Raw genomic sequence first — 17255 nt, 5'->3', positions numbered from 1 at the left:
AGAAAGGAACCGGGCCGGGGCGCCGCCGCGTCCTCGATCGACAGCCCGTCGTGACCGGCCCAGTGACCGCGAGGAGTCGCCGTGTTCCTGATGGACCAGCAGGACCCGACCGTCGAGCCCCTGCTCGTCTTCTCGGCCAGCGACCTCGTCGCGGCGAGCGAGTGCGAGTACCGCCTGCTGCGCACCCTCGACGAGAAGGTGGGGCGCGCCGCGCACCCCGCTGTCGAGGTCGACGACATGCTCGAGCGCACCGCGACGCTCGGCGACGTGCACGAGCAGCAGGTGCTCGCGGGCTTCGTCGACCTCGTGGGGGCCGACGCGATCCGCGAGGTGCCGGTACCGCGCACCATGCGGCGCGGGGACCTGGAGGCCGCGCACGCCGCGACGCTCGACGCCCTGAGCGACGGCGTCGACGTCGTCTACCAGGGCTCCTTCTTCGACGGACGCTTCCACGGGCGCGCGGACTTCCTGATCCGCACCGACAGCCGGGCGGCGCACGCGTGGCCCCACGCAACCGGCCCGACGACGTCGGGCGGCCTGGGCGCTCCGGGAAGCGCCGGCCCGGTGTACGCCGTGTACGACGCCAAGCTCGCGCGCCGCGCGAAGGTCCCCGCGCTGCTCCAGCTCGCGGCCTACGCCGACCAGCTCCTCGCGGCCGGGGTCGAGACCTCCCCGGCCCTGCACCTGATCCTCGGGACGCGCGCCGTGACCGACCACCGGCTCGCGGACGTCCTGCCCGTCTTCCGCGAGCGGCGCACCGAGCTGCTGCGCCTCCTGGACGCGCACCGGGCGAGCGCCGAGCCCGTGGCCTGGGACGCGCCCGGACTGCGTCAGTGCGGCACGTGCGCGTACTGCGCGCAGCAGGTCACCGAGCACGACGACGTGCTGCGCGTCGCGGGCCTGCGCAGCACCCAGCGCGTCCGGCTCCGCGCCGCCGGCATCACGACCATGACCCAGCTCGCGGCCGCGACCGAGCCGCCCCAGGGCCTGGCGGCGCGCACGTTCGAGACCCTGCGCGTCCAGGCGCGGCTCCAGGCCGGCCTGGTCGACGTGCCGGTCGACGGGGGAGGGGTGCCAGACGTCGGGCCGGGCCCCAGCGGGTCGGTCACGTGGAGCACGCCCGCCGCCGTGGGCAGCGGGGAGGGAGCCGGCCCCGAGGGCGCCGTCGAGCCCGAGCAGCACACGCTGTCCTACGTCGTCGTCGATCCCGCCCCGCTGCGCGACCTGCCGCGCCCCGACCCGGGCGACGTGTTCTTCGACTTCGAGGGCGACCCGCTGTGGTCCGCGCCCGACGCCTCGCCCGAGGGCATCGTCTGGAACATCGACTACCTGTTCGGGCTCGTCGAGCGACCGACCAGCCCCGGCGAGAAGCCGCCCTTCACCGCGTTCTGGGCCCACGACCTCGACCAGGAGAAGCAGGCGCTCGTCGACTTCGTCGACTACCTCGCCAAGCGCCGCGCCCAGTACCCGGGGCTGCACGTCTACCACTACGCGCCGTACGAGAAGACGCACCTGCTCTCGATCGCGGCCCGGCACGGCGTGTACGAGCAGGAGGTCGACGACCTCCTGCGCGAGGGCGTCCTCGTGGACCTCTACTCGACCGTGCGCCACTCGCTCAAGGTGTCGGCGCCGTCGTACTCGATCAAGAAGCTCGAACCCCTCTACATGGGCGACCAGCTCCGGGGCGGCGACGTCACGGACGCCGCGGCGTCGGTCGTGGCGTACGCGACGTACTGCGCGGCGCGCGACGCGGGCCGCACCGAGGAGGCCGAGCGCCTGCTGCACGGCATCGCCGACTACAACGAGTACGACTGCCTCTCGACCCTGCGCCTGCACGAGTTCCTCCTGGGGCTCGCGGGGCGCGCCGCTCCCGCGACCTCCGCCCCGGGCCCGCTCGCCGCCCCTGCCGGCGACGGCTGGGAGGACGACCTGCCACCCGCGCTCGAGCTGACCGACGCGGAGGTCGCGCGCCGCGCCAAGCGCGCCGAGGCCGAGCAGGTCGAGCTCGACGTCCGCGCGCTCGCGGGCGGCGTGGACGGTCGCGCGGGGGACGGACGGACCGACGACGAGGAGGCCGTCGCGCTCCTGGGCGCGGGCGTCGGGTACTACTGGCGCGAGGCCAAGCCGTTCTGGCAGGAGTTCTTCGCGCGCCTCAAGGACCCGGTCGACCAGTGGCAGACGCCGCGCGCGTACTTCCTCGTGGAACGGGCCGAGGTGATCGAGGACTGGGCGAAGGCCACACCGCGCAGCAACCCGTCGCGTCGCCTGCGCCTGTTCGGCGAGCTGCCGGACGGTTCGGAGCTCAAGGCCGGGTACGACGGCGCCACCGCGCTCTTCGAGGGACCGGCACCCGAGGGGATCGAGCCCGCGCACGGCGCGGTGCGGTGGTCGACGGGGAGCGTGCGCGTCCACGGCGTCGAGCGCGGACGGCTGGGGAACGGGCGTGAGGTCGACGTCCTCGACGTGCGCCTGCCCGTGCCCAAGGGGGTCGCTCCGCACGACGCGCTGCCCATGGCGCTCGCGGTCGGGCAGGTGCTGCCGACGCCCCAGCAGGAGGCGTCGATCCGGGCGCTGGCCACGACCGTGCAGGCGCAGAATCCCTACGGGCCGCAGGCGCCCCTGGTGCTCCCGGACCACCCGGCGCTCGACCTGCTCCGCCGTCGCCCGCCGCGCACGGTGTCCGGCGACCCGCTGCCCGTCCTGGGCGACGGCCCCGAGCGGTACGTCGACGCCGTGACCGACGCGGTCAGGGACCTCGACGGCTCCTACCTGGGTGTCCAGGGCCCGCCCGGCACGGGCAAGACCCACCTCGCGTCCAAGGTCGTCGGCCGCCTCGTCGCCGAGGGGTGGCGCGTGGGCGTCGTGGCGCAGTCGCACGACGTCGTCGAGAACGTCCTCGCGGGCGTGATCACCAAGGGCGGCGTGCCCGCGGACCGCGTGGGCAAGAAGGCCTCGGGTCCCAAGGGGCGCGACGTGTCGGCCGTCGGCCGTGAGGTGGGCGCAGGCCTGCCCGACGACGTCGCGGCGGCCGCCCTGCCCGAAGGGTCGCGGCTCGTGCCCTGGCGCCTCGTCGACTCCCCGCAGACCGCGGCCTTCGTCGCCGAGGGGCCCTGCGTCGTCGGCGGGACGGCCTGGGACTTCGCGCACGCCGAACGCTTCGGCGACGGCGAGCTCGACCTGCTCGTGATCGACGAGGCCGGGCAGTTCTCGCTCGCCAACACGATCGCGGTCTCCCGGGCCGCGCAGAGGCTCCTGCTGCTCGGCGACCCGCAGCAGCTCCCGCAGGTCTCGCAGGGTCAGCACCCCGAGCCCGTCGACCAGTCGGCGCTCGGGTGGCTGACCCGTGCGGGTGGCGGGCACGACGTGCTGCCACCCGAGTTCGGCTACTTCCTGGCCCGCTCGTGGCGCATGCACCCCGCGCTGTGCGACGCCGTCTCGGAGCTCGCGTACGAAGGGCTCCTGCACGCGGAGGCCGCCGCGGGCGAGCGGGTCCTCGTGGGCGTCGAGCCCGGCGTGCACGTCGTCGAGGTCGAGCACGCGGGCAACGCGGTGTCCTCGGTCGAGGAGGCGCAGGAGATCGTGCGGCAGGTCAAGGGGCTGCTCGGGACGACGTGGTACCCCGGAGGGCCCGGTGGGTCGGACGGCGCCGCACCTGCCTCGCGAGCACTCACGGAGGACGACTTCGTCGTCGTGGCCCCCTACAACGCGCAGGTGTGGACCGTGCGCCACGCGCTCGCGGCCGCAGGGCTGGGCGACGTGCGTGTCGGCACGGTCGACAAGTTCCAGGGCAAGGAGGCGCCCGTCGCGATCGTCTCGATGACGGCCTCGGCGCGGGAGGACGTGCCGCGCGGTATGGAGTTCCTCCTCTCGCGCAACCGCGTCAACGTCGCGGTCTCGCGGGGTCAGTGGTGCGCGGTCGTGGTCCGCTCGCCCCGGCTCACCGACTACCTGCCGAACCACCCCGAGGAGCTCGCCGAGCTGGGCGCGTTCATCGGTCTGTGCAGCTCGGGCAGCCGCTCGCCGCTCCGCTGAGTGCGGGGTAGTCGTCGTCGTGGCGGGCTCCCGACGACGACTATCCCGCACTCAGGCGGTCGGCGGCCTCAGGCTGCCGGCGGCGTCGAGGTGCCGGTCGGTGAGGTCGGTCCATCTGCTGGGTCCCGTGGGGGAGAGGGTGCGCACCCGTGGCCCAGGATGCAGCCGGTCGTCGACGGCATAGCGTGCGGTGAGCTCCTCCTCCGCCTCCTGGTCGCCCTGGTCGGCACGGACGAGCAGGGTCGCGATCTCGTCGACCAGCGTGAGGTCGGCGCCCTCGAGCGTGTCGTCCGTGCTCATCGCCCCCCACGTGTCCCACAGCAGCAGCTCGTCCCCCTGACGGTGGGCCAGCTCGAACAGGACGTAGTCGTGGACGAACCAGTCGCCGCGGAACGGCAGCCCCGGGTCCACTCCGAACAGGTCCGCGTCCGCCAGCCCGGCACGGAGCGCGAGCCAGGCCGTGGCTGCGGGGACGAACGGTAGAGCCAGGTCCTCGGCGACATCCCCCGTGCCCCGTGGAAGATCCAGGGGGTCGAACGGGAACACCGGGTCTCCCGCGGTGAGCTCGGGGTCCCAGCGCAACCAGCGGCCGTCCGCCCAGTGCTCGACGACGACGTGATCGTGGTGGAAGCCGGGCGTGAAGTACGAGACGAACCCCACGCGGGTCCTGGCGGGGATGCCGTGCTCGCGCAGCACCCCGACGGTCAGCAGCGCGTGGTCCCGGCAGCAGCCTCCCACCCGGTCGCAGACCGCCCGAGGCTCGGTGAGCGCGGTCCCGTGCCGGGAGTGGTCGAGGTCGAGGATCGTCGCGAGCCACCGGCTGTCGACGTCCGTGGCACGCTCGGCCGGCATGAACTCGGCCTCGGCGCGATAGTGCGCGATCACGTTGCGTGCCACCTGCCCCAGCGCGTCCGGGTCGGTGGGTACGCCCCGCAGGAGCTGGGCGTGCTCCCCGGGCGAGGAGTACGGCGAGTGGGCCACCCAGCGGGCGACCGCGGGATGGACGGCGGTCGTGCCGACCGGCTCGAGGCGGCTGGACGGGTCGTTCATCGGATCCTCCGAGGTCGCGGGTCACGAGCGGCGTGATGCCGGGCACCAGTGTCGACCGCGTCGCGCGCCAGGGCAATGCCTCGGCCCGGCGGACCGTCGGCTCCGTCCGAGCGAGGGCCGGGCGGACGAGGTCCTCAGAAGTCTCCGAACCCGCCGAAGTCCCCACCGCCGAAGTCCCCACCGCCGAAGTCGCCGAAGCCCCCGCCTCCGGCCTCGGTGAAGTCGCCGCCGCCCGCGTCGCCGCCGCCCGCGTCGTCGCCGCCCGTGTCGCCGGCTCCGGGGTCGCCCTCGGTCGCGCCCGGGTCGCCTGCGCCCGAGGTGCCGCCGTCGCCCGCGAAGTCGGCCGTGGGGTCGCCGAACATCGGGCCGAACATCATGTTGGCGACCGCGGAGCCGATCACGACGCCCGCGATGGTGCCGAGCATGCTCGAGCCGATCATCGAGCCCATGCCCGGCCCGCCCGGCCCGCCCGGCCCGCCCGGCCCGCCCGGCCCGCCCGGCCCGCCCTGCCTGCCGCCGAACGACCGTTCGAGCGTGCCGGGGTTGCGCATCTCGGCGCGGGTCGCCATGCGGGCGAGCGACTGCGGGTCGTCGGAGGTAGCGCGCTCGGCGGGCGGCACGTTCTCACCCAGCTCGGTCAGCACGCGTCGACGCTGCTCGGGCGTCAGCCGCTCGAACGCCTCGGCGTGCGCCTGCTCGACGGCCTCCGGGGGAGCCGTGCGCAGCAGGTAGCGGTAGCGGTCGATCGCGACGTCGTCCTCGCTGCGCGCGGGGCCGGTCGGGGCCGGGGGCGCAGTGCCGTAGGCGGGCGCACCGGGACGGTCTGCCGAACCGTGAAGCCTGTCGTCCTGCGGGGTGCGGCCGAGGAGGCGGTCGAGGAATCCCATGAGCGTGTCCTTCTGGTCGAACCGTCGAGGGCGGGTGCCCTCACCGGTTCAACGCGGCGCCCGGCCCGCCCGTTCCGTCGAGTGCATGGTCCGGCTGCGAGACGCCCGGCGAGTCGCAGCCGGATCACGCACTCAGCGGCGAGCGTGGGGCGGCTCCGGCGCCGGACCCACCCCGCCGACCAGCCGGACGTTGAGCGCCCGTCCCGCGAGCTCGAGCGCGTGGTACTGCTCGTGCACCCGCACGGTGACCCCGGGGTCGAGGGCGAGGCTCGTGTGGTGCCACACCCGGCACGCTCCCTCGCCCGTCGCGTACTCGACGACGACCTCGGTGCCGCCGCTGGTCGTCCGCACCGCGAGCACGACGCCCTCGCGCCACCCCCAGGGCCGGTTGCGGAGCATGCGCTCGTGGACGGGGTGCAGCAGGTGCCCCGTGTCGAACCGGTCGCACACGGTGGGCGGGGGACAGGCGACGACCGTCGCCCGGCGTTCCATGACGCGCTCGGCCATGGTGCTCCTTCTCTCCGTGCCCGACGACGGGGCTCACCCGCGTGCGCACGCCCACCCGGGAGGCTCCCCGGGTGAGGGGCACGAGGAGGCGCCCTACGACGTCGGGCCTCGCTCTTCCCCCACGGTCGTGGGGGCGGGTCTTCCTCCGGGAGCACCGTGCGCGTCGCGCGGTTGCCGGACCAGCACGCCGGAGGGCGGTTCGCTGGTCCTCTGGACCGTTCTCAGTTCTACCACGGCGTCACCGACCGAGCACAGGGAGCACCTGGTCCTGGACGCACGAGTGCCCCCGACCGAGACGGTCGGGGGCACTCGTTCAATGATCAGCTACGCCCGGAGGCGAGTGAGATCAGAGCGGGCGGATGTTCTCCGCCTGCGGGCCCTTGGGGCCCTGCGTCACGTCGAACTCGACGCGCTGGTTCTCCTCGAGCGAGCGGAAGCCCTGCGTCTGGATGGCGGAGTAGTGCGCGAACACGTCGGCGCTGCCGTCCTCAGGTGCGATGAAGCCGTAGCCCTTTTCGCCGTTGAACCACTTCACGGTTCCCAATGCCATGGGGATCTCCTTCTAGAGTTTCAAACAGCTCCATGATCTGGAGCCGAACATCACGGTGTTCGTCGTCAACTCTTGGGTAACAAGGTTCGCGGTGGCATGGGGCCGTTGCGCAAGGACAAGCGAGGCACTGCAATCTCACCGGCTACGGTACAGGGGTTACTCCGACTGTGCTAGCCCTGATGCTAACGATTGAAGTACGCCTGTCCGCCAACCAGGTCAGGGTCGAGCAAATCGGGCACCGTCACGAGCGTGTAGCCGGCAGCCCGCAGACCGTCCACGATGCCCGGGACGGCGTCGACGGTCGAGGCGTGGATGTCGTGCATCAGGAGGATCGCCCCAGGTCGGACGCCTGCGAGCGCCCGTTCGGTCGTCATGGCCGCGTCCTTGTTCTTCCAGTCCTCGGTGTCGACGTCCCACAGGATCGCCGGCTCGTTCCGCTGGGAGAGGACGCTCGTCACAGTGTCGCTCGTCGCGCCGTACGGAGGGCGCACGAGGGTCGGTCGGACGCCTGACGCGGCCTCGACCGCGTCCGCCGTCGACGTCAGCTCGTCCGTGATCTGGTCCGTGCCGAGCTTGGACAGGTCCGGGTGGGACCAGGTGTGGTTCCCGATGGCGTGCCCTTCGGCGACCTCGCGGCGGACCAGGTCGGGGTGCGACGTGACGGACCGGCCGACGAGGAAGAACGTCGCCTTGGCCTGCTTCTCGGCGAGGGTGTCGAGCAGGCGCGACGTGTGCTTGCCGGGTCCGTCGTCGAACGTCAGGGCCACGCACCTGAGCACCGAGCAGTCCGGGGCTCCCGGGGACGCGGGCGGCACGGGCGGGGTCGTCACGGGGGGCTCGACGGGCGGCGGCGTGATCCCCATGAACGGGGTGCCGCTCGACGCGGTGTCCGCGAGCTGCTTCCCGACCGCGGACAGGACCGTCCGCGTCGCGTCGGGCTCGATGCGCACGGCCAGCTCTCCGTCCGAGCGGGCAGAGACCAGGCCGGGGGAGAAGACCAGGGTCGCGGCGCCGTCGGGCCCCAGGCGAACGTCCCGGAAGGTGTCCTCCGACGCGGGCACCGGCTCCTCGAACCCGAGCCCGGCCTGGTCGAGCGCCGCGTCGACCCACTGCGCGGCCTGCTTGCGGCCGTCGGCCGTGAAGAGGTCCGAGGACCACGTCGTGGTCGCGCGCGGGAGGTCGGTGTAGAACGTCTGGGCGCCGGTCGTGCCGTTCGCCCCGCCCGTGAAGGAGTACGTCGTGGCACGCACGCCCAGCACGTCTCCCTGCGCGAGCACCAGGTCCCATCCGACGTTGAGCTCGTTGCCCACCCCGGCCGGGTCGACCGCGGCGTCGTACGCCTTCTCGGTCTCGTCGACGAACGTGCCGAAGGCGTGCGAGAGGGAGCGCTCGCCCGGGACGGAGACCGTCGAGATCGAGCGGGCGTCGCCCGTGCTCGCGGTCGACTCCTGGTGGATCTCGAGGTTCTCGACCGACGCCGGGTCCAGGACCGGCGGCGGGTCGACCCGTTCGGCGGGGGCCGGAGGGGCCGTGGGCGACGGGGTACCCGTGGGAGACGCCTCTCCGGAGGGGTCGGCCGCGGCACGCGTCAGGTAGAACGTGACGCCCGCGGCGACGACCAGGAGTGGTACGAGCACGGCGAGGACCCAGAGGGCTCGGTTCCGCGGGCGCGCGGGAGCGGAGCCGCCCGGCGTCTGGCCGCGGGACGGAGGCAGGGACTGGGACATCAGTCCACCGTGCCACCCGCGCAGGGTGCGCGTCGCGACCGGCACGGCCGATGAGAGCAGCGCCACAGTCGTCTGCGACACCCTCTCGCACGGTCCTCGCAACGGCTCCACGGCCTTCACCGACCGGTCACCTGCCGGCTCTCCGCCTGCGGTCCGCCTGCGCCCCGGCCGCGACGCACTCGCGACCCGTCCGCCGCCGCCGGGACGGGTGGTGCGGGCCACGGGCGTCGGGGTAGAAAGGGGTGATGGTCTCCCCCACGCAGGTCCCCGACGTCGTCCTCAACAACGGTGTCGCCGTCCCGCAGGTCGGGCTCGGCGTCTTCAAGGTGCCCGACGACGCGACGCAGAAGAACGTCGAGCAGGCGCTCGAGGCCGGGTACCGGCACATCGACACCGCGGCCGGCTACTACAACGAGGCCGGTGTCGGTGCGGCGCTGCGGGCAAGCGGCCTGCGACGTGACGAGATCTTCGTGACGACCAAGCTCCGCAACGGCGACCAGGGGTACGAGTCGGCGCTCCAGGCGTTCGAGGACTCGCGCGAGGAGCTCGACGTCGAGGTCGTCGACCTCTACCTCGTCCACTGGCCCGTCCCCAGCAAGGACCTCTACGTCGAGACCTGGCGAGCCTTCGAGAAGCTCTACGCCGACGGCGCGGCCCGCGCGATCGGCGTCTCGAACTTCCTGCCCGAGCACCTCGCGCGCCTGCTCGCCGAGACCGACGTGGTCCCGGCCGTCAACCAGATCGAGGTCCACCCGACCTACCAGCAGCGCGCGACCCAGGAGGCCACCCGGGCGGCGGGCATCGCCGTGGAGGCGTACTCGCCGCTCGGACGCGGCGCCGACCTCGACCACCCCGCGGTCGCCGCGGTCGCCGACGCCCACGGCGTCACGCCCGCCCAGGCGATCCTGCGCTGGCACGTCCAGAGCGACCGGATCGTCATCCCCAAGTCCGTGAACCCCGAGCGCCTCGCGTCCAACATCGACCTGTTCGGCTTCGAGCTCTCGCCCGACGAGATCGCGGCGATCGACGCGCTCGACTCGGACGCCCGGCTCGGCTCCGACCCCGCGACCGCCGCGTTCTCGCAGTACCCGTCCTGATCCCCGGACCGGATCGAGACGTTCCTGTGACGGCCCCGTAACGCGGGACGGAGTCTCGCGTAACCGCGCCCACGTACGTTCCAGGCACTCAGGTCGCCGGACCCGGGGCCCGGGACCTCGGGCGCCTTGTCCGGTTCGCCGCGTGTGAGTCCCTGGTTGCAATTGTGCATCTGGGGTTTCGCGCTGGTCCGACCTGTGCCATCGTCAGCACGTTATTCAGTGCTGAATATCAGGTGATCCACCGCGGGTGCGAGGTCTCCGAGCACCCGGGTGCGATCTGGCGCACGGAGGTTCGGAATGCAACGCACAGCACGTCGAACGACGGGTGGGCTGGCTCTCGTGCTGGCAGCCGCCCTCGCCATCACCGCTTGCGGTACCCAGTCTCAGGGGGACGACGGAGGTTCGACGGAGTCGTCGAGCGCGTCAGGGTCGGCCGATCTCAAGATCGTGCCGTCCGTCCAGATCGACATCGACGGGGCCGAGGTCCCGGTCGAGACCTCGGGCGACCCCGTCGACCCGGCCGGAGACGGCACGGCCGAGTGTGCCGAGGGCACCTCGATCGCCATGGCCGGTGCTCTGACCGGCCCCAACGCCGCACTCGGGCAGAACATCCTCTACGGCGCCAAGGTCGCGGTGGACGCGTTCAACGCAGCGAACGCGGGCTGCCAGGTCACGATCAAGGAGTTCGACACCGAGGGCGACCCGCAGAAGGCGACCCAGGTCGCCCCGCAGATCGTCGGCGACGCGAGCATCATCGCGCTCCTCGGCCCGGCGTTCTCCGGGGAGACCTCCGCGACCGGCGACGTCTTCAGCCAGGCGGGCCTCCCGTCGCTGTCGGCGTCGGCCACCAACCCCGACATCACGAAGAACGGCTGGAAGACGTTCTTCCGCGGTCTCGCGAACGACGCGGTCCAGGGTCCGGCGGTCGCCAAGTACATGGTGGACACGCTCGGGTACGAGAAGGTCTGCGTGGTCCAGGACAACTCGGACTACGGCGTGGGGCTCGCCAAGGAGATCACCGCGGGCCTCGGCGACGCGGCCGACGACTCGTGCTCTGCCGAGGTCAAGGTCGGCGACAAGGACTTCGCTGCCGCGACGCAGCTCATCTCGAGCTCCGACGCGGACGCCGTCTTCTACGCCGGCTACTACGCGGAGGCCGCGCCGTTCGCGCAGCAGCTGCGTGACGCGGGCGTCGACATCCCGTTCGTGTCCGCGGACGGCACCAACGACCCGCAGTTCGTCACCCAGGCGGGCGCGGCGTCCAAGGGCGCGATCCTGTCCTGCCCCTGCGGCCCGGCTCCCGACGACTTCGCGGCCGCGTACGAGGCGCTCAACGGTCAGGCCCCGGGCGTCTACTCGGTCGAGGGCTACGACCTCGCGACGATCATGCTCACGGGCATCGCGTCGGGCGTCACGGACCGGGCCGGGATGCTCGACTTCGTGACGAGCTACGACGGTGAGGGCCTGGCCCGCACCTACAAGTGGGACGACACGGGCGAGCTCTCGTCCGCGCTGATCTGGATCTACGAGGTCCAGTAGCCGGTCGGCGCCTGCCGGTCCGGAGCGCCGCCCCTTCCCGGCCAAGCACGGCCGGGCCGGGGCGGTGCGCCTGACGGCAGCCGCCGAGCGGACCACGGTGCGCCCGCCTCCTCGCGGGGTGGGCGCACGGTGGTCGGCCGACCGCCCTCCCACCGGCTTCAAGGAGCAGCATGTCGATGCTCGTCCACGGCGTCCTCGCCGCCGACCCACTCATCGGATTCGACCTCGCGGCCCTCGGCCGCAACTTCTGGGCCCTCACCGTCGACGGCCTGACCTACGGCGCGGTCTACGCGCTCGTCGCGGTGGGCTACACGCTCGTCTACGGCGTGCTGCGCCTCATCAACTTCGCCCACTCCGAGATCTTCATGCTCGGCATGTTCGGGCAGTACGCCACGCTCCTCGCCCTGGGCTTCTACCCGAGCGGCGACGCGTTCGACAAGGGCATCCTGCTCACGGTCCTCTATCTGGGGATCGCGATGATCGGCGGCATGGTGGTCGCGGGAGGGGCCGCTGTCGGGCTCGAACGCGTGGCCTACAGACCCCTGCGCAAACGCGGGGCCCCGTCGCTCGTCTTCCTCATCACCGCGATCGGCGCGTCGTTCGTGATCCAGGAGTTCGTGCACTTCGTGCTCCCGGCCCTGACGGGCGGTGAGCTCGGCGGCGTGAACGCGGAGCAGCCCATCCGGCTCGTCGAGCCCGAGGTCCAGTTCACGCTCTTCGGCGCCAACGTCACCAACGTGACGCTCATCATCATCTTCTCGGCCCTGATCCTGGCCCTCGCGACCGACATGTTCATCAACCGGACCAAGTTCGGGCGCGGTATCCGGGCGGTCGCGCAGGACCCCGTGACGGCGACCCTCATGGGGGTCTCGCGCGAGCGCATCATCATGCTGACGTTCCTCATCGGCGGCGTCCTGGCCGGGGCCGCGGCCCTGCTGTACACGCTGCGCGTCCCCAACGGGATCATCTACTCGGGCGGCTTCATCCTGGGGATCAAGGCGTTCTCCGCGGCGGTCCTCGGCGGGATCGGCAACCTGCGCGGCGCGCTGCTCGGTGGCCTGCTGCTGGGCGTCATGGAGAACTACGGGCAGGTCGTGTTCGGCACGGAGTGGCGCGACGTGGTCGCGTTCGTCCTGCTGATCGTGGTCCTGATGTTCCGCCCGACCGGCATCCTCGGCGAGTCCTTGGGGAGGGCACGAGCATGAGCACCAGCACTCCTGCGGGGAACGACGGGGTCCCCGGCGGCACGGCCGCGACGAACGGCGCCACCCCGCCCGCACGGCCCCGCCCCGAGCTCCCGCCTGCGGGCCAGACGCCCGTGGCCCAGCGTCCGCACGGCGGCGTGGGGGACCGGTTCCGGCTGTGGTGGGACGCGCTCGCGCGGCCCGCGCAGTGGGGGGTCGGCGTCCCGTTCATCCTGTTCATCGCGCTCCTGCCGATCCTCAACATCCCGGTCCTGACCACGGTCGGTACCAACTTCGGCGCCGTGATGGCGCAGTTCGGGATGTACGCGCTCATCGCGATCGGCCTGAACGTCGTGGTGGGGCAGGCGGGTCTGCTCGACCTCGGCTACGTGGGCTTCTACGCGATCGGCGCGTACACGCTCGCGATCATGACGAGCCCCGACAGCCCGTGGAACGTGACGCAGCCCGAGGGCTGGCTGTCGGATGACTGGGCGTGGCTCGCGATCCTGCCCGTCGCGGTCGCGATCACGGCCATGTCGGGCCTGGTCCTGGGGTCGCCCACGCTGCGCCTGCGCGGCGACTACCTCGCGATCGTGACGCTCGGCTTCGGTGAGATCGTGCGCCTGCTGGCGGACAACCTCGACGAGATCACGGGGGGCGGTCAGGGGCTCAAGTCGGTCGCCTACCCGCGGCTCGGCGTGACCGAGGAGCTGCCCAACGGCGTGTTCTCGGCGGGCAACGTCGGGACGACGCTCAACTCGGGCGTGTGGTGGTTCTGGCTGTCCCTGGTGTTCATCATCATCTCGCTCATGCTCGTGGGGAACCTCGAGCGTTCGCGCGTGGGCCGGGCGTGGGTCGCGATCCGCGAGGACGAGGACGCGGCCGAGATCATGGGCGTGCCCACGTTCCGCTTCAAGCTGTGGGCGTTCGTCATCGGGGCGTCGATCGGCGGCGTCTCGGGCGCGATCTACGCGGGCCAGGTGCAGTTCGTCATCCCGACGAACTTCAACATCATCAACTCGGTCCTGTTCCTGTGCGCGGTCGTCCTGGGCGGCCAGGGCAACAAGCTCGGCGTGATCCTGGGGGCGTTCATCATCGTGTATCTGCCGAACTTCTTCCTGGGGCGCACGTCCCTGTTCGGCATCCCGATCGACGGCAACGAGATCGCGAACTACAAGTACCTGTTCTTCGGGGTCGCGCTCATGGTGCTCATGATCTTCCGGCCGCAGGGGCTCATACCCGTCCGGCAGAAGCTCCTCACGTACGGGCGCGAGCTGTACGTCGCGGCGCGCCGCACGCTCGCCAAGATGCCCGACGGCGGCCCGCAGGCCGCGTACGCGACGTCCGCTCCGGCGTCGGGCACGGGGAGCGGGACGGGGCGCGACGCCACCGGGAGCGGCCCCGCCGGGACCGGTGCCGGCGAGCACGACGAGACCACCGACGGGGGGAACCGATGAGCAACGATCCTGGTGGCATGGGGGCCGGCGGCGACGTCGGCGACGCGCACCTGTCGCTGTCCGCGGACGCGGGCGAGCCCATGGCCGAGAAGTACCTGCCCGGTGCCGGGCTCGCCGAGCCGGTGATGGTCGACGTGACCGAGGTGCGGCCCGAGCTCGCGGACTCCGCGCTGGTCGACGCGATCGTCGCGGCCGACCGCACGGTCCGCACCGAGGTGGGCGAGCCGCTGCTGCGCATGGAGGACGTGTCGGTCGTGTTCGGCGGTCTGACCGCGCTGGACTCCGTCTCGTTCGACATCCGGCGCGGGGAGATCCTGGGGCTGATCGGGCCCAACGGGGCCGGCAAGACGACGGCCTTCAACGCCATGACGGGCGTCTACCGGCCCACCAAGGGGCTCGTACGGTTCGACGGGCAGGTCCTGGGCAAGGCCAAGCGCAACCAGATCACGCGCCTCGGCATCGCCCGGACCTTCCAGAACATCCGTCTGTTCAACGAGATGACGGCCCTGGAGAACGTCGTCGTGGGGACGGACGCGCGGCACCGGACCTCGGTGCCGGGCGCGCTGCTGCGCACCAGGCGGCACCGGCAGGAGGAGCGCGACGCGATCGACCGGTCCATGGCGATCCTCGAGTTCGTCGGGGTGGGGGCGCGCGCCACGGAGAAGGCGCGCAACCTGTCCTACGGCGAGCAGCGGCGCCTGGAGATCGCGCGGGCGCTCGCGACCGAGCCCAAGCTGCTGTGCCTCGACGAGCCCGCGGCCGGCTTCAACCCGGCGGAGAAGGAGGCCCTCATGGACCTCATCCGCCACATCCGCGACGACGGGTACACGGTCCTGCTCATCGAGCACGACATGCGTCTCGTGCGGGGCGTGACGGACCGCATCGTGGTGCTCGAGTTCGGCAAGGTCATCGCCGAGGGCACCCCGGAGGACGTCACGGCCGACCCCAAGGTCATCGCCGCCTACCTGGGCGTACCCGACGAAGAGCTGCCCGAGGGAGACACCGATGCCCCTGCTTGAGATCACCGACATGACGGTCGCGTACGGGCGGATCGAGGCCGTGCGCGGCGTGTCGATCACGGTCGAGGAGGGCGAGCTCGTGACCCTCATCGGGGCCAACGGCGCCGGGAAGACGACGACCATGCGCGCGGTCTCGGGCATCCGTCCGCTGTCGCGCGGGAAGATCCTGTTCGACGGCAAGGACATCACGCGCATGAAGCCGCACCTGCGGGTGCTCGAGGGGATCGTGCAGGCACCCGAGGGGCGCGGGATCTTCCCCGGCATGACGGTCCTGGAGAACCTCGAGATGGGGGCCTACGGGCGCACGTTCGAGAACAAGGCCGTGCACGACGAGACCCTGGCCCGGGTCTTCGAGCTGTTCCCACGCCTCGAGGACCGCACGTCGCAGGTCGGCGGGACCATGTCCGGGGGCGAGCAGCAGATGCTCGCGATCGGGCGCGCGCTCATGGCCCGGCCGCGGCTCATGCTGCTCGACGAGCCGTCGATGGGTCTGGCACCCATGGTCATCCAGCAGATCTTCCGGATCGTCTCGGAGATCAACGCGCAGGGCACCACGGTGCTGCTCGTGGAGCAGAACGCGCGGCAGGCGCTGTCGCGCTCGCACCGGGCGTACGTGCTCGAGACGGGGGAGGTCGTGCGCTCCGGGGGCGGCCGGGAGCTGCTCGCGGACCCGAGCATCAAGGAGGCGTACCTCGGGGTCGCGTGAGCGGTGGTGCGCTCCTTGTGCACACTGTCCCCAGGCCTGTGGATAACTTTGTGGACAGGCATGGGGACAACGTGTGGAACAAGGTGTGGGCACGTGGGGACAGGAGCGGCCGACGGGCCTCTCAGGAGCCCAGGCGCTCCTTGGCCGCCAGCACGCGCAGCACCGAGGCGTCGACCTTGGCGGCGAAGGCGGGGTCGGACTGCGCACGCTCGACGAGCGCGGTCGCCATCTCGGGGATCACGGTCGGGTCGGCCGACGCGAGCACCATGTCGCCCCCGGCGGCGATCGTCAGGACCGCCCGCTCGCCGGGCGACCACGCCTGCACCTGCTCGGCCTTCGACACGTCGTCGGTGATGACGACGCCACCGAAGCCGAGGTCGCCGCGCAGCAGCCCGTCCACGACCTCGGGTGAGAACGCTGCGGGGAGACCGGCGTCGATCTGGTCGTAGATCGCCGTCGACGTCATGACGAACGCCGCGCCCGCCTCGATGCCGGACCGGAAGGCGTCGACCGACGGGTCGTCCCGCGTCGTCACGGCGTCCCGCACGTCCGCCGTCGTGTCGGTGTTGCCCCCGACGCGACCCAGCCCAGGGAAGTGCTTGATCGCGACGTCGACGTCGTTCGCCTCCATGCCCGCGCTGAACGCGTTCGCGTGCGACGTCACGGTCTCGACCCCGAACCCGTAGTTCCGCTCGAAGTACCCGATCGGTGCGTTGGTCGCGGCCGTCTCGGGGCTCGTCACGACGTCCATGACGGGTGCGAGGTTGAGGTCGATGCCCACGTCCGCGAGCTCCTTGCCCCACGTGGTGGCCTGGCTCTGGAGCTCCGCGGGGGCCAGCGTGGACTGCTCCATGGCGCTCGGCAGGTCGGAGAAGCCGGGCCCGCGGAGCACCTGGACCGTGCCGCCCTCCTGGTCGGTCGAGACGAACATCGGCGTCCCGTGGGTCGTCTCGTCGGACACGAGGGCAGTGAACGAGTCGACGAGGTTCTTGACGCGCACCGACCCGGCCTGGGTACGCCCCGCGAGGAACACGTTGCCGACGTGGTGCTGGTGCACCGCGTCGTAGCTCGCCTGGTCGATCTTCCCCACGTTCACCCCGACCATGAGGAGCTGGCCCACCTTCTGCTCCAGGCTCCACCCGGCGAGGGGGTCCGGGGCGTCGGTGGTCGGGTCGGGTGCGGGGGTCGGCGTGGGCGTCCCGGTCGCGGTGGGGGTGGGCGTGCCCGACGGCGGAGCGCTCGTCGGGGAGGGCGTCCCGCCTCCCGGCGAGCACGCGGCGAGCAGCAGGACGGTGGTGAGCAGGGCGGCGCTCGTGGCGCCTCGACGGGACGACCTCATGCTTCGACCCTAGGACGGTTCCCGGGGGCACCGCGTCGCCGGGCGGTGCTGGGAGCGTGTTCTTCGCGTCACGTGCCGGGGTGCGGGGTGCTCCGCTGCCGAGCATGCGGTTGCCGTCGGCCGAGCATGCGGTTGGCGTCCGGAACCCCCCGATTCCGGAC

13 protein-coding genes and 1 riboswitch are annotated in these 17255 nt (G+C 72.2%); of the genes, 7 read left to right on the top strand and 6 right to left on the bottom strand.

Translation table 11 applies throughout. The features are described 5' to 3' along the window. Positions 1 to 90 precede the first annotated feature (90 nt). The gene (locus H9640_RS06970) at positions 91 to 4032 is read left to right on the top strand and encodes a TM0106 family RecB-like putative nuclease (RefSeq protein ID WP_191790053.1); all 3942 of its coding nucleotides are present in this window, start codon (positions 91 to 93) and stop codon (positions 4030 to 4032) included. A 51-nt stretch (positions 4033 to 4083) separates the two neighbouring features. Here H9640_RS06970 and H9640_RS06965 read toward each other — a convergent pair whose 3' ends face one another. From H9640_RS06965 to H9640_RS06945, 5 genes are all read right to left on the bottom strand, one after another. After that, complete coding sequence (locus H9640_RS06965; protein WP_191789980.1) at positions 4084 to 5082, bottom strand: transglutaminase-like domain-containing protein; 999 nt, start codon at positions 5080 to 5082, stop codon at positions 4084 to 4086. 134 nt (positions 5083 to 5216) lie between these two features. Continuing rightward, positions 5217 to 5969 (bottom strand): hypothetical protein, encoded by a 753-nt coding sequence (locus H9640_RS06960; protein ID WP_191789979.1) that lies wholly within the window; start codon positions 5967 to 5969, stop codon positions 5217 to 5219. A 132-nt stretch (positions 5970 to 6101) separates the two neighbouring features. Then, positions 6102 to 6476: a hypothetical protein gene (locus tag H9640_RS06955; RefSeq protein WP_191789978.1), complete on the bottom strand. Its 375-nt coding sequence runs from the start codon at positions 6474 to 6476 to the stop codon at positions 6102 to 6104. A 105-nt stretch (positions 6477 to 6581) separates the two neighbouring features. Further along, positions 6582 to 6693, bottom strand: a riboswitch (SAM riboswitch). A 129-nt stretch (positions 6694 to 6822) separates the two neighbouring features. Continuing rightward, a complete protein-coding gene (locus H9640_RS06950; protein WP_030152390.1) occupies positions 6823 to 7026 on the bottom strand; it encodes a cold-shock protein in 204 nt (67 codons plus the stop codon). A 182-nt stretch (positions 7027 to 7208) separates the two neighbouring features. Continuing rightward, complete coding sequence (locus H9640_RS06945) at positions 7209 to 8753, bottom strand: polysaccharide deacetylase family protein (protein ID WP_191789977.1); 1545 nt, start codon at positions 8751 to 8753, stop codon at positions 7209 to 7211. Positions 8754 to 8998: 245 nt separating this feature from the next. Here H9640_RS06945 and H9640_RS06940 point away from each other — a divergent pair, with 245 nt between their 5' ends. The 6 genes from H9640_RS06940 (at position 8999) to H9640_RS06915 (ending at position 15755) form a co-directional block, all read left to right on the top strand. Further along, entirely contained in the window at positions 8999 to 9850 is an 852-nt protein-coding gene (locus H9640_RS06940) for an aldo/keto reductase (protein WP_191789976.1), read from the top strand. A 447-nt stretch (positions 9851 to 10297) separates the two neighbouring features. Continuing rightward, positions 10298 to 11389 carry a branched-chain amino acid ABC transporter substrate-binding protein gene (locus H9640_RS06935; RefSeq protein ID WP_307823913.1) on the top strand — a complete coding sequence of 364 codons (1092 nt, stop codon included), beginning with the start codon at positions 10298 to 10300 and terminating at the stop codon, positions 11387 to 11389. A 170-nt stretch (positions 11390 to 11559) separates the two neighbouring features. Continuing rightward, positions 11560 to 12594, top strand: coding sequence for a branched-chain amino acid ABC transporter permease (locus H9640_RS06930; RefSeq protein ID WP_191789974.1), 1035 nt, complete (start codon positions 11560 to 11562; stop codon positions 12592 to 12594). Next, complete coding sequence (locus H9640_RS06925) at positions 12591 to 14030, top strand: branched-chain amino acid ABC transporter permease (protein WP_191789973.1); 1440 nt, start codon at positions 12591 to 12593, stop codon at positions 14028 to 14030. The genes H9640_RS06930 and H9640_RS06925 overlap by 4 nt, the downstream gene beginning before the upstream one ends. A gap of 125 nt (positions 14031 to 14155) precedes the next feature. Further along, positions 14156 to 15049, top strand: coding sequence for an ABC transporter ATP-binding protein (locus tag H9640_RS06920; RefSeq protein WP_225226852.1), 894 nt, complete (start codon positions 14156 to 14158; stop codon positions 15047 to 15049). Next, complete coding sequence (locus H9640_RS06915; protein ID WP_191789971.1) at positions 15036 to 15755, top strand: ABC transporter ATP-binding protein; 720 nt, start codon at positions 15036 to 15038, stop codon at positions 15753 to 15755. Before H9640_RS06920 ends, H9640_RS06915 begins: the two co-directional genes overlap by 14 nt. A gap of 121 nt (positions 15756 to 15876) precedes the next feature. On the opposite strand, the gene H9640_RS06910 is transcribed toward H9640_RS06915, so the two are convergent. Beyond that, a complete protein-coding gene (locus tag H9640_RS06910; protein WP_191789970.1) occupies positions 15877 to 17094 on the bottom strand; it encodes a glycoside hydrolase family 3 protein in 1218 nt (405 codons plus the stop codon). Positions 17095 to 17255: the final 161 nt, after the last annotated feature.

Source organism: Oerskovia gallyi (assembly GCF_014836745.1).
GTDB classification, from domain to species: Bacteria; Actinomycetota; Actinomycetes; order Actinomycetales; family Cellulomonadaceae; genus Oerskovia; species Oerskovia paurometabola.
This window is presented reverse-complemented; position numbering and strand designations above follow the sequence as displayed.

What these genes read in the sequence shown, in the direction of transcription:
- H9640_RS06970 (WP_191790053.1), top strand. Translation starts at nt 91, where the DNA reads ATGGACCAGCAGGACCCGACCGTCGAGCCCCTGCTCGTCTTCTCGGCC.
- H9640_RS06965 (WP_191789980.1), bottom strand. Translation starts at nt 5,082, where the DNA reads ATGAACGACCCGTCCAGCCGCCTCGAGCCGGTCGGCACGACCGCCGTC.
- H9640_RS06960 (WP_191789979.1), bottom strand. Translation starts at nt 5,969, where the DNA reads ATGGGATTCCTCGACCGCCTCCTCGGCCGCACCCCGCAGGACGACAGG.
- H9640_RS06955 (WP_191789978.1), bottom strand. Translation starts at nt 6,476, where the DNA reads ATGGCCGAGCGCGTCATGGAACGCCGGGCGACGGTCGTCGCCTGTCCC.
- H9640_RS06950 (WP_030152390.1), bottom strand. Translation starts at nt 7,026, where the DNA reads ATGGCATTGGGAACCGTGAAGTGGTTCAACGGCGAAAAGGGCTACGGC.
- H9640_RS06945 (WP_191789977.1), bottom strand. Translation starts at nt 8,753, where the DNA reads ATGTCCCAGTCCCTGCCTCCGTCCCGCGGCCAGACGCCGGGCGGCTCC.
- H9640_RS06940 (WP_191789976.1), top strand. Translation starts at nt 8,999, where the DNA reads ATGGTCTCCCCCACGCAGGTCCCCGACGTCGTCCTCAACAACGGTGTC.
- H9640_RS06930 (WP_191789974.1), top strand. Translation starts at nt 11,560, where the DNA reads ATGTCGATGCTCGTCCACGGCGTCCTCGCCGCCGACCCACTCATCGGA.
- H9640_RS06925 (WP_191789973.1), top strand. Translation starts at nt 12,591, where the DNA reads ATGAGCACCAGCACTCCTGCGGGGAACGACGGGGTCCCCGGCGGCACG.
- H9640_RS06920 (WP_225226852.1), top strand. Translation starts at nt 14,156, where the DNA reads ATGGTCGACGTGACCGAGGTGCGGCCCGAGCTCGCGGACTCCGCGCTG.
- H9640_RS06915 (WP_191789971.1), top strand. Translation starts at nt 15,036, where the DNA reads ATGCCCCTGCTTGAGATCACCGACATGACGGTCGCGTACGGGCGGATC.
- H9640_RS06910 (WP_191789970.1), bottom strand. Translation starts at nt 17,094, where the DNA reads ATGAGGTCGTCCCGTCGAGGCGCCACGAGCGCCGCCCTGCTCACCACC.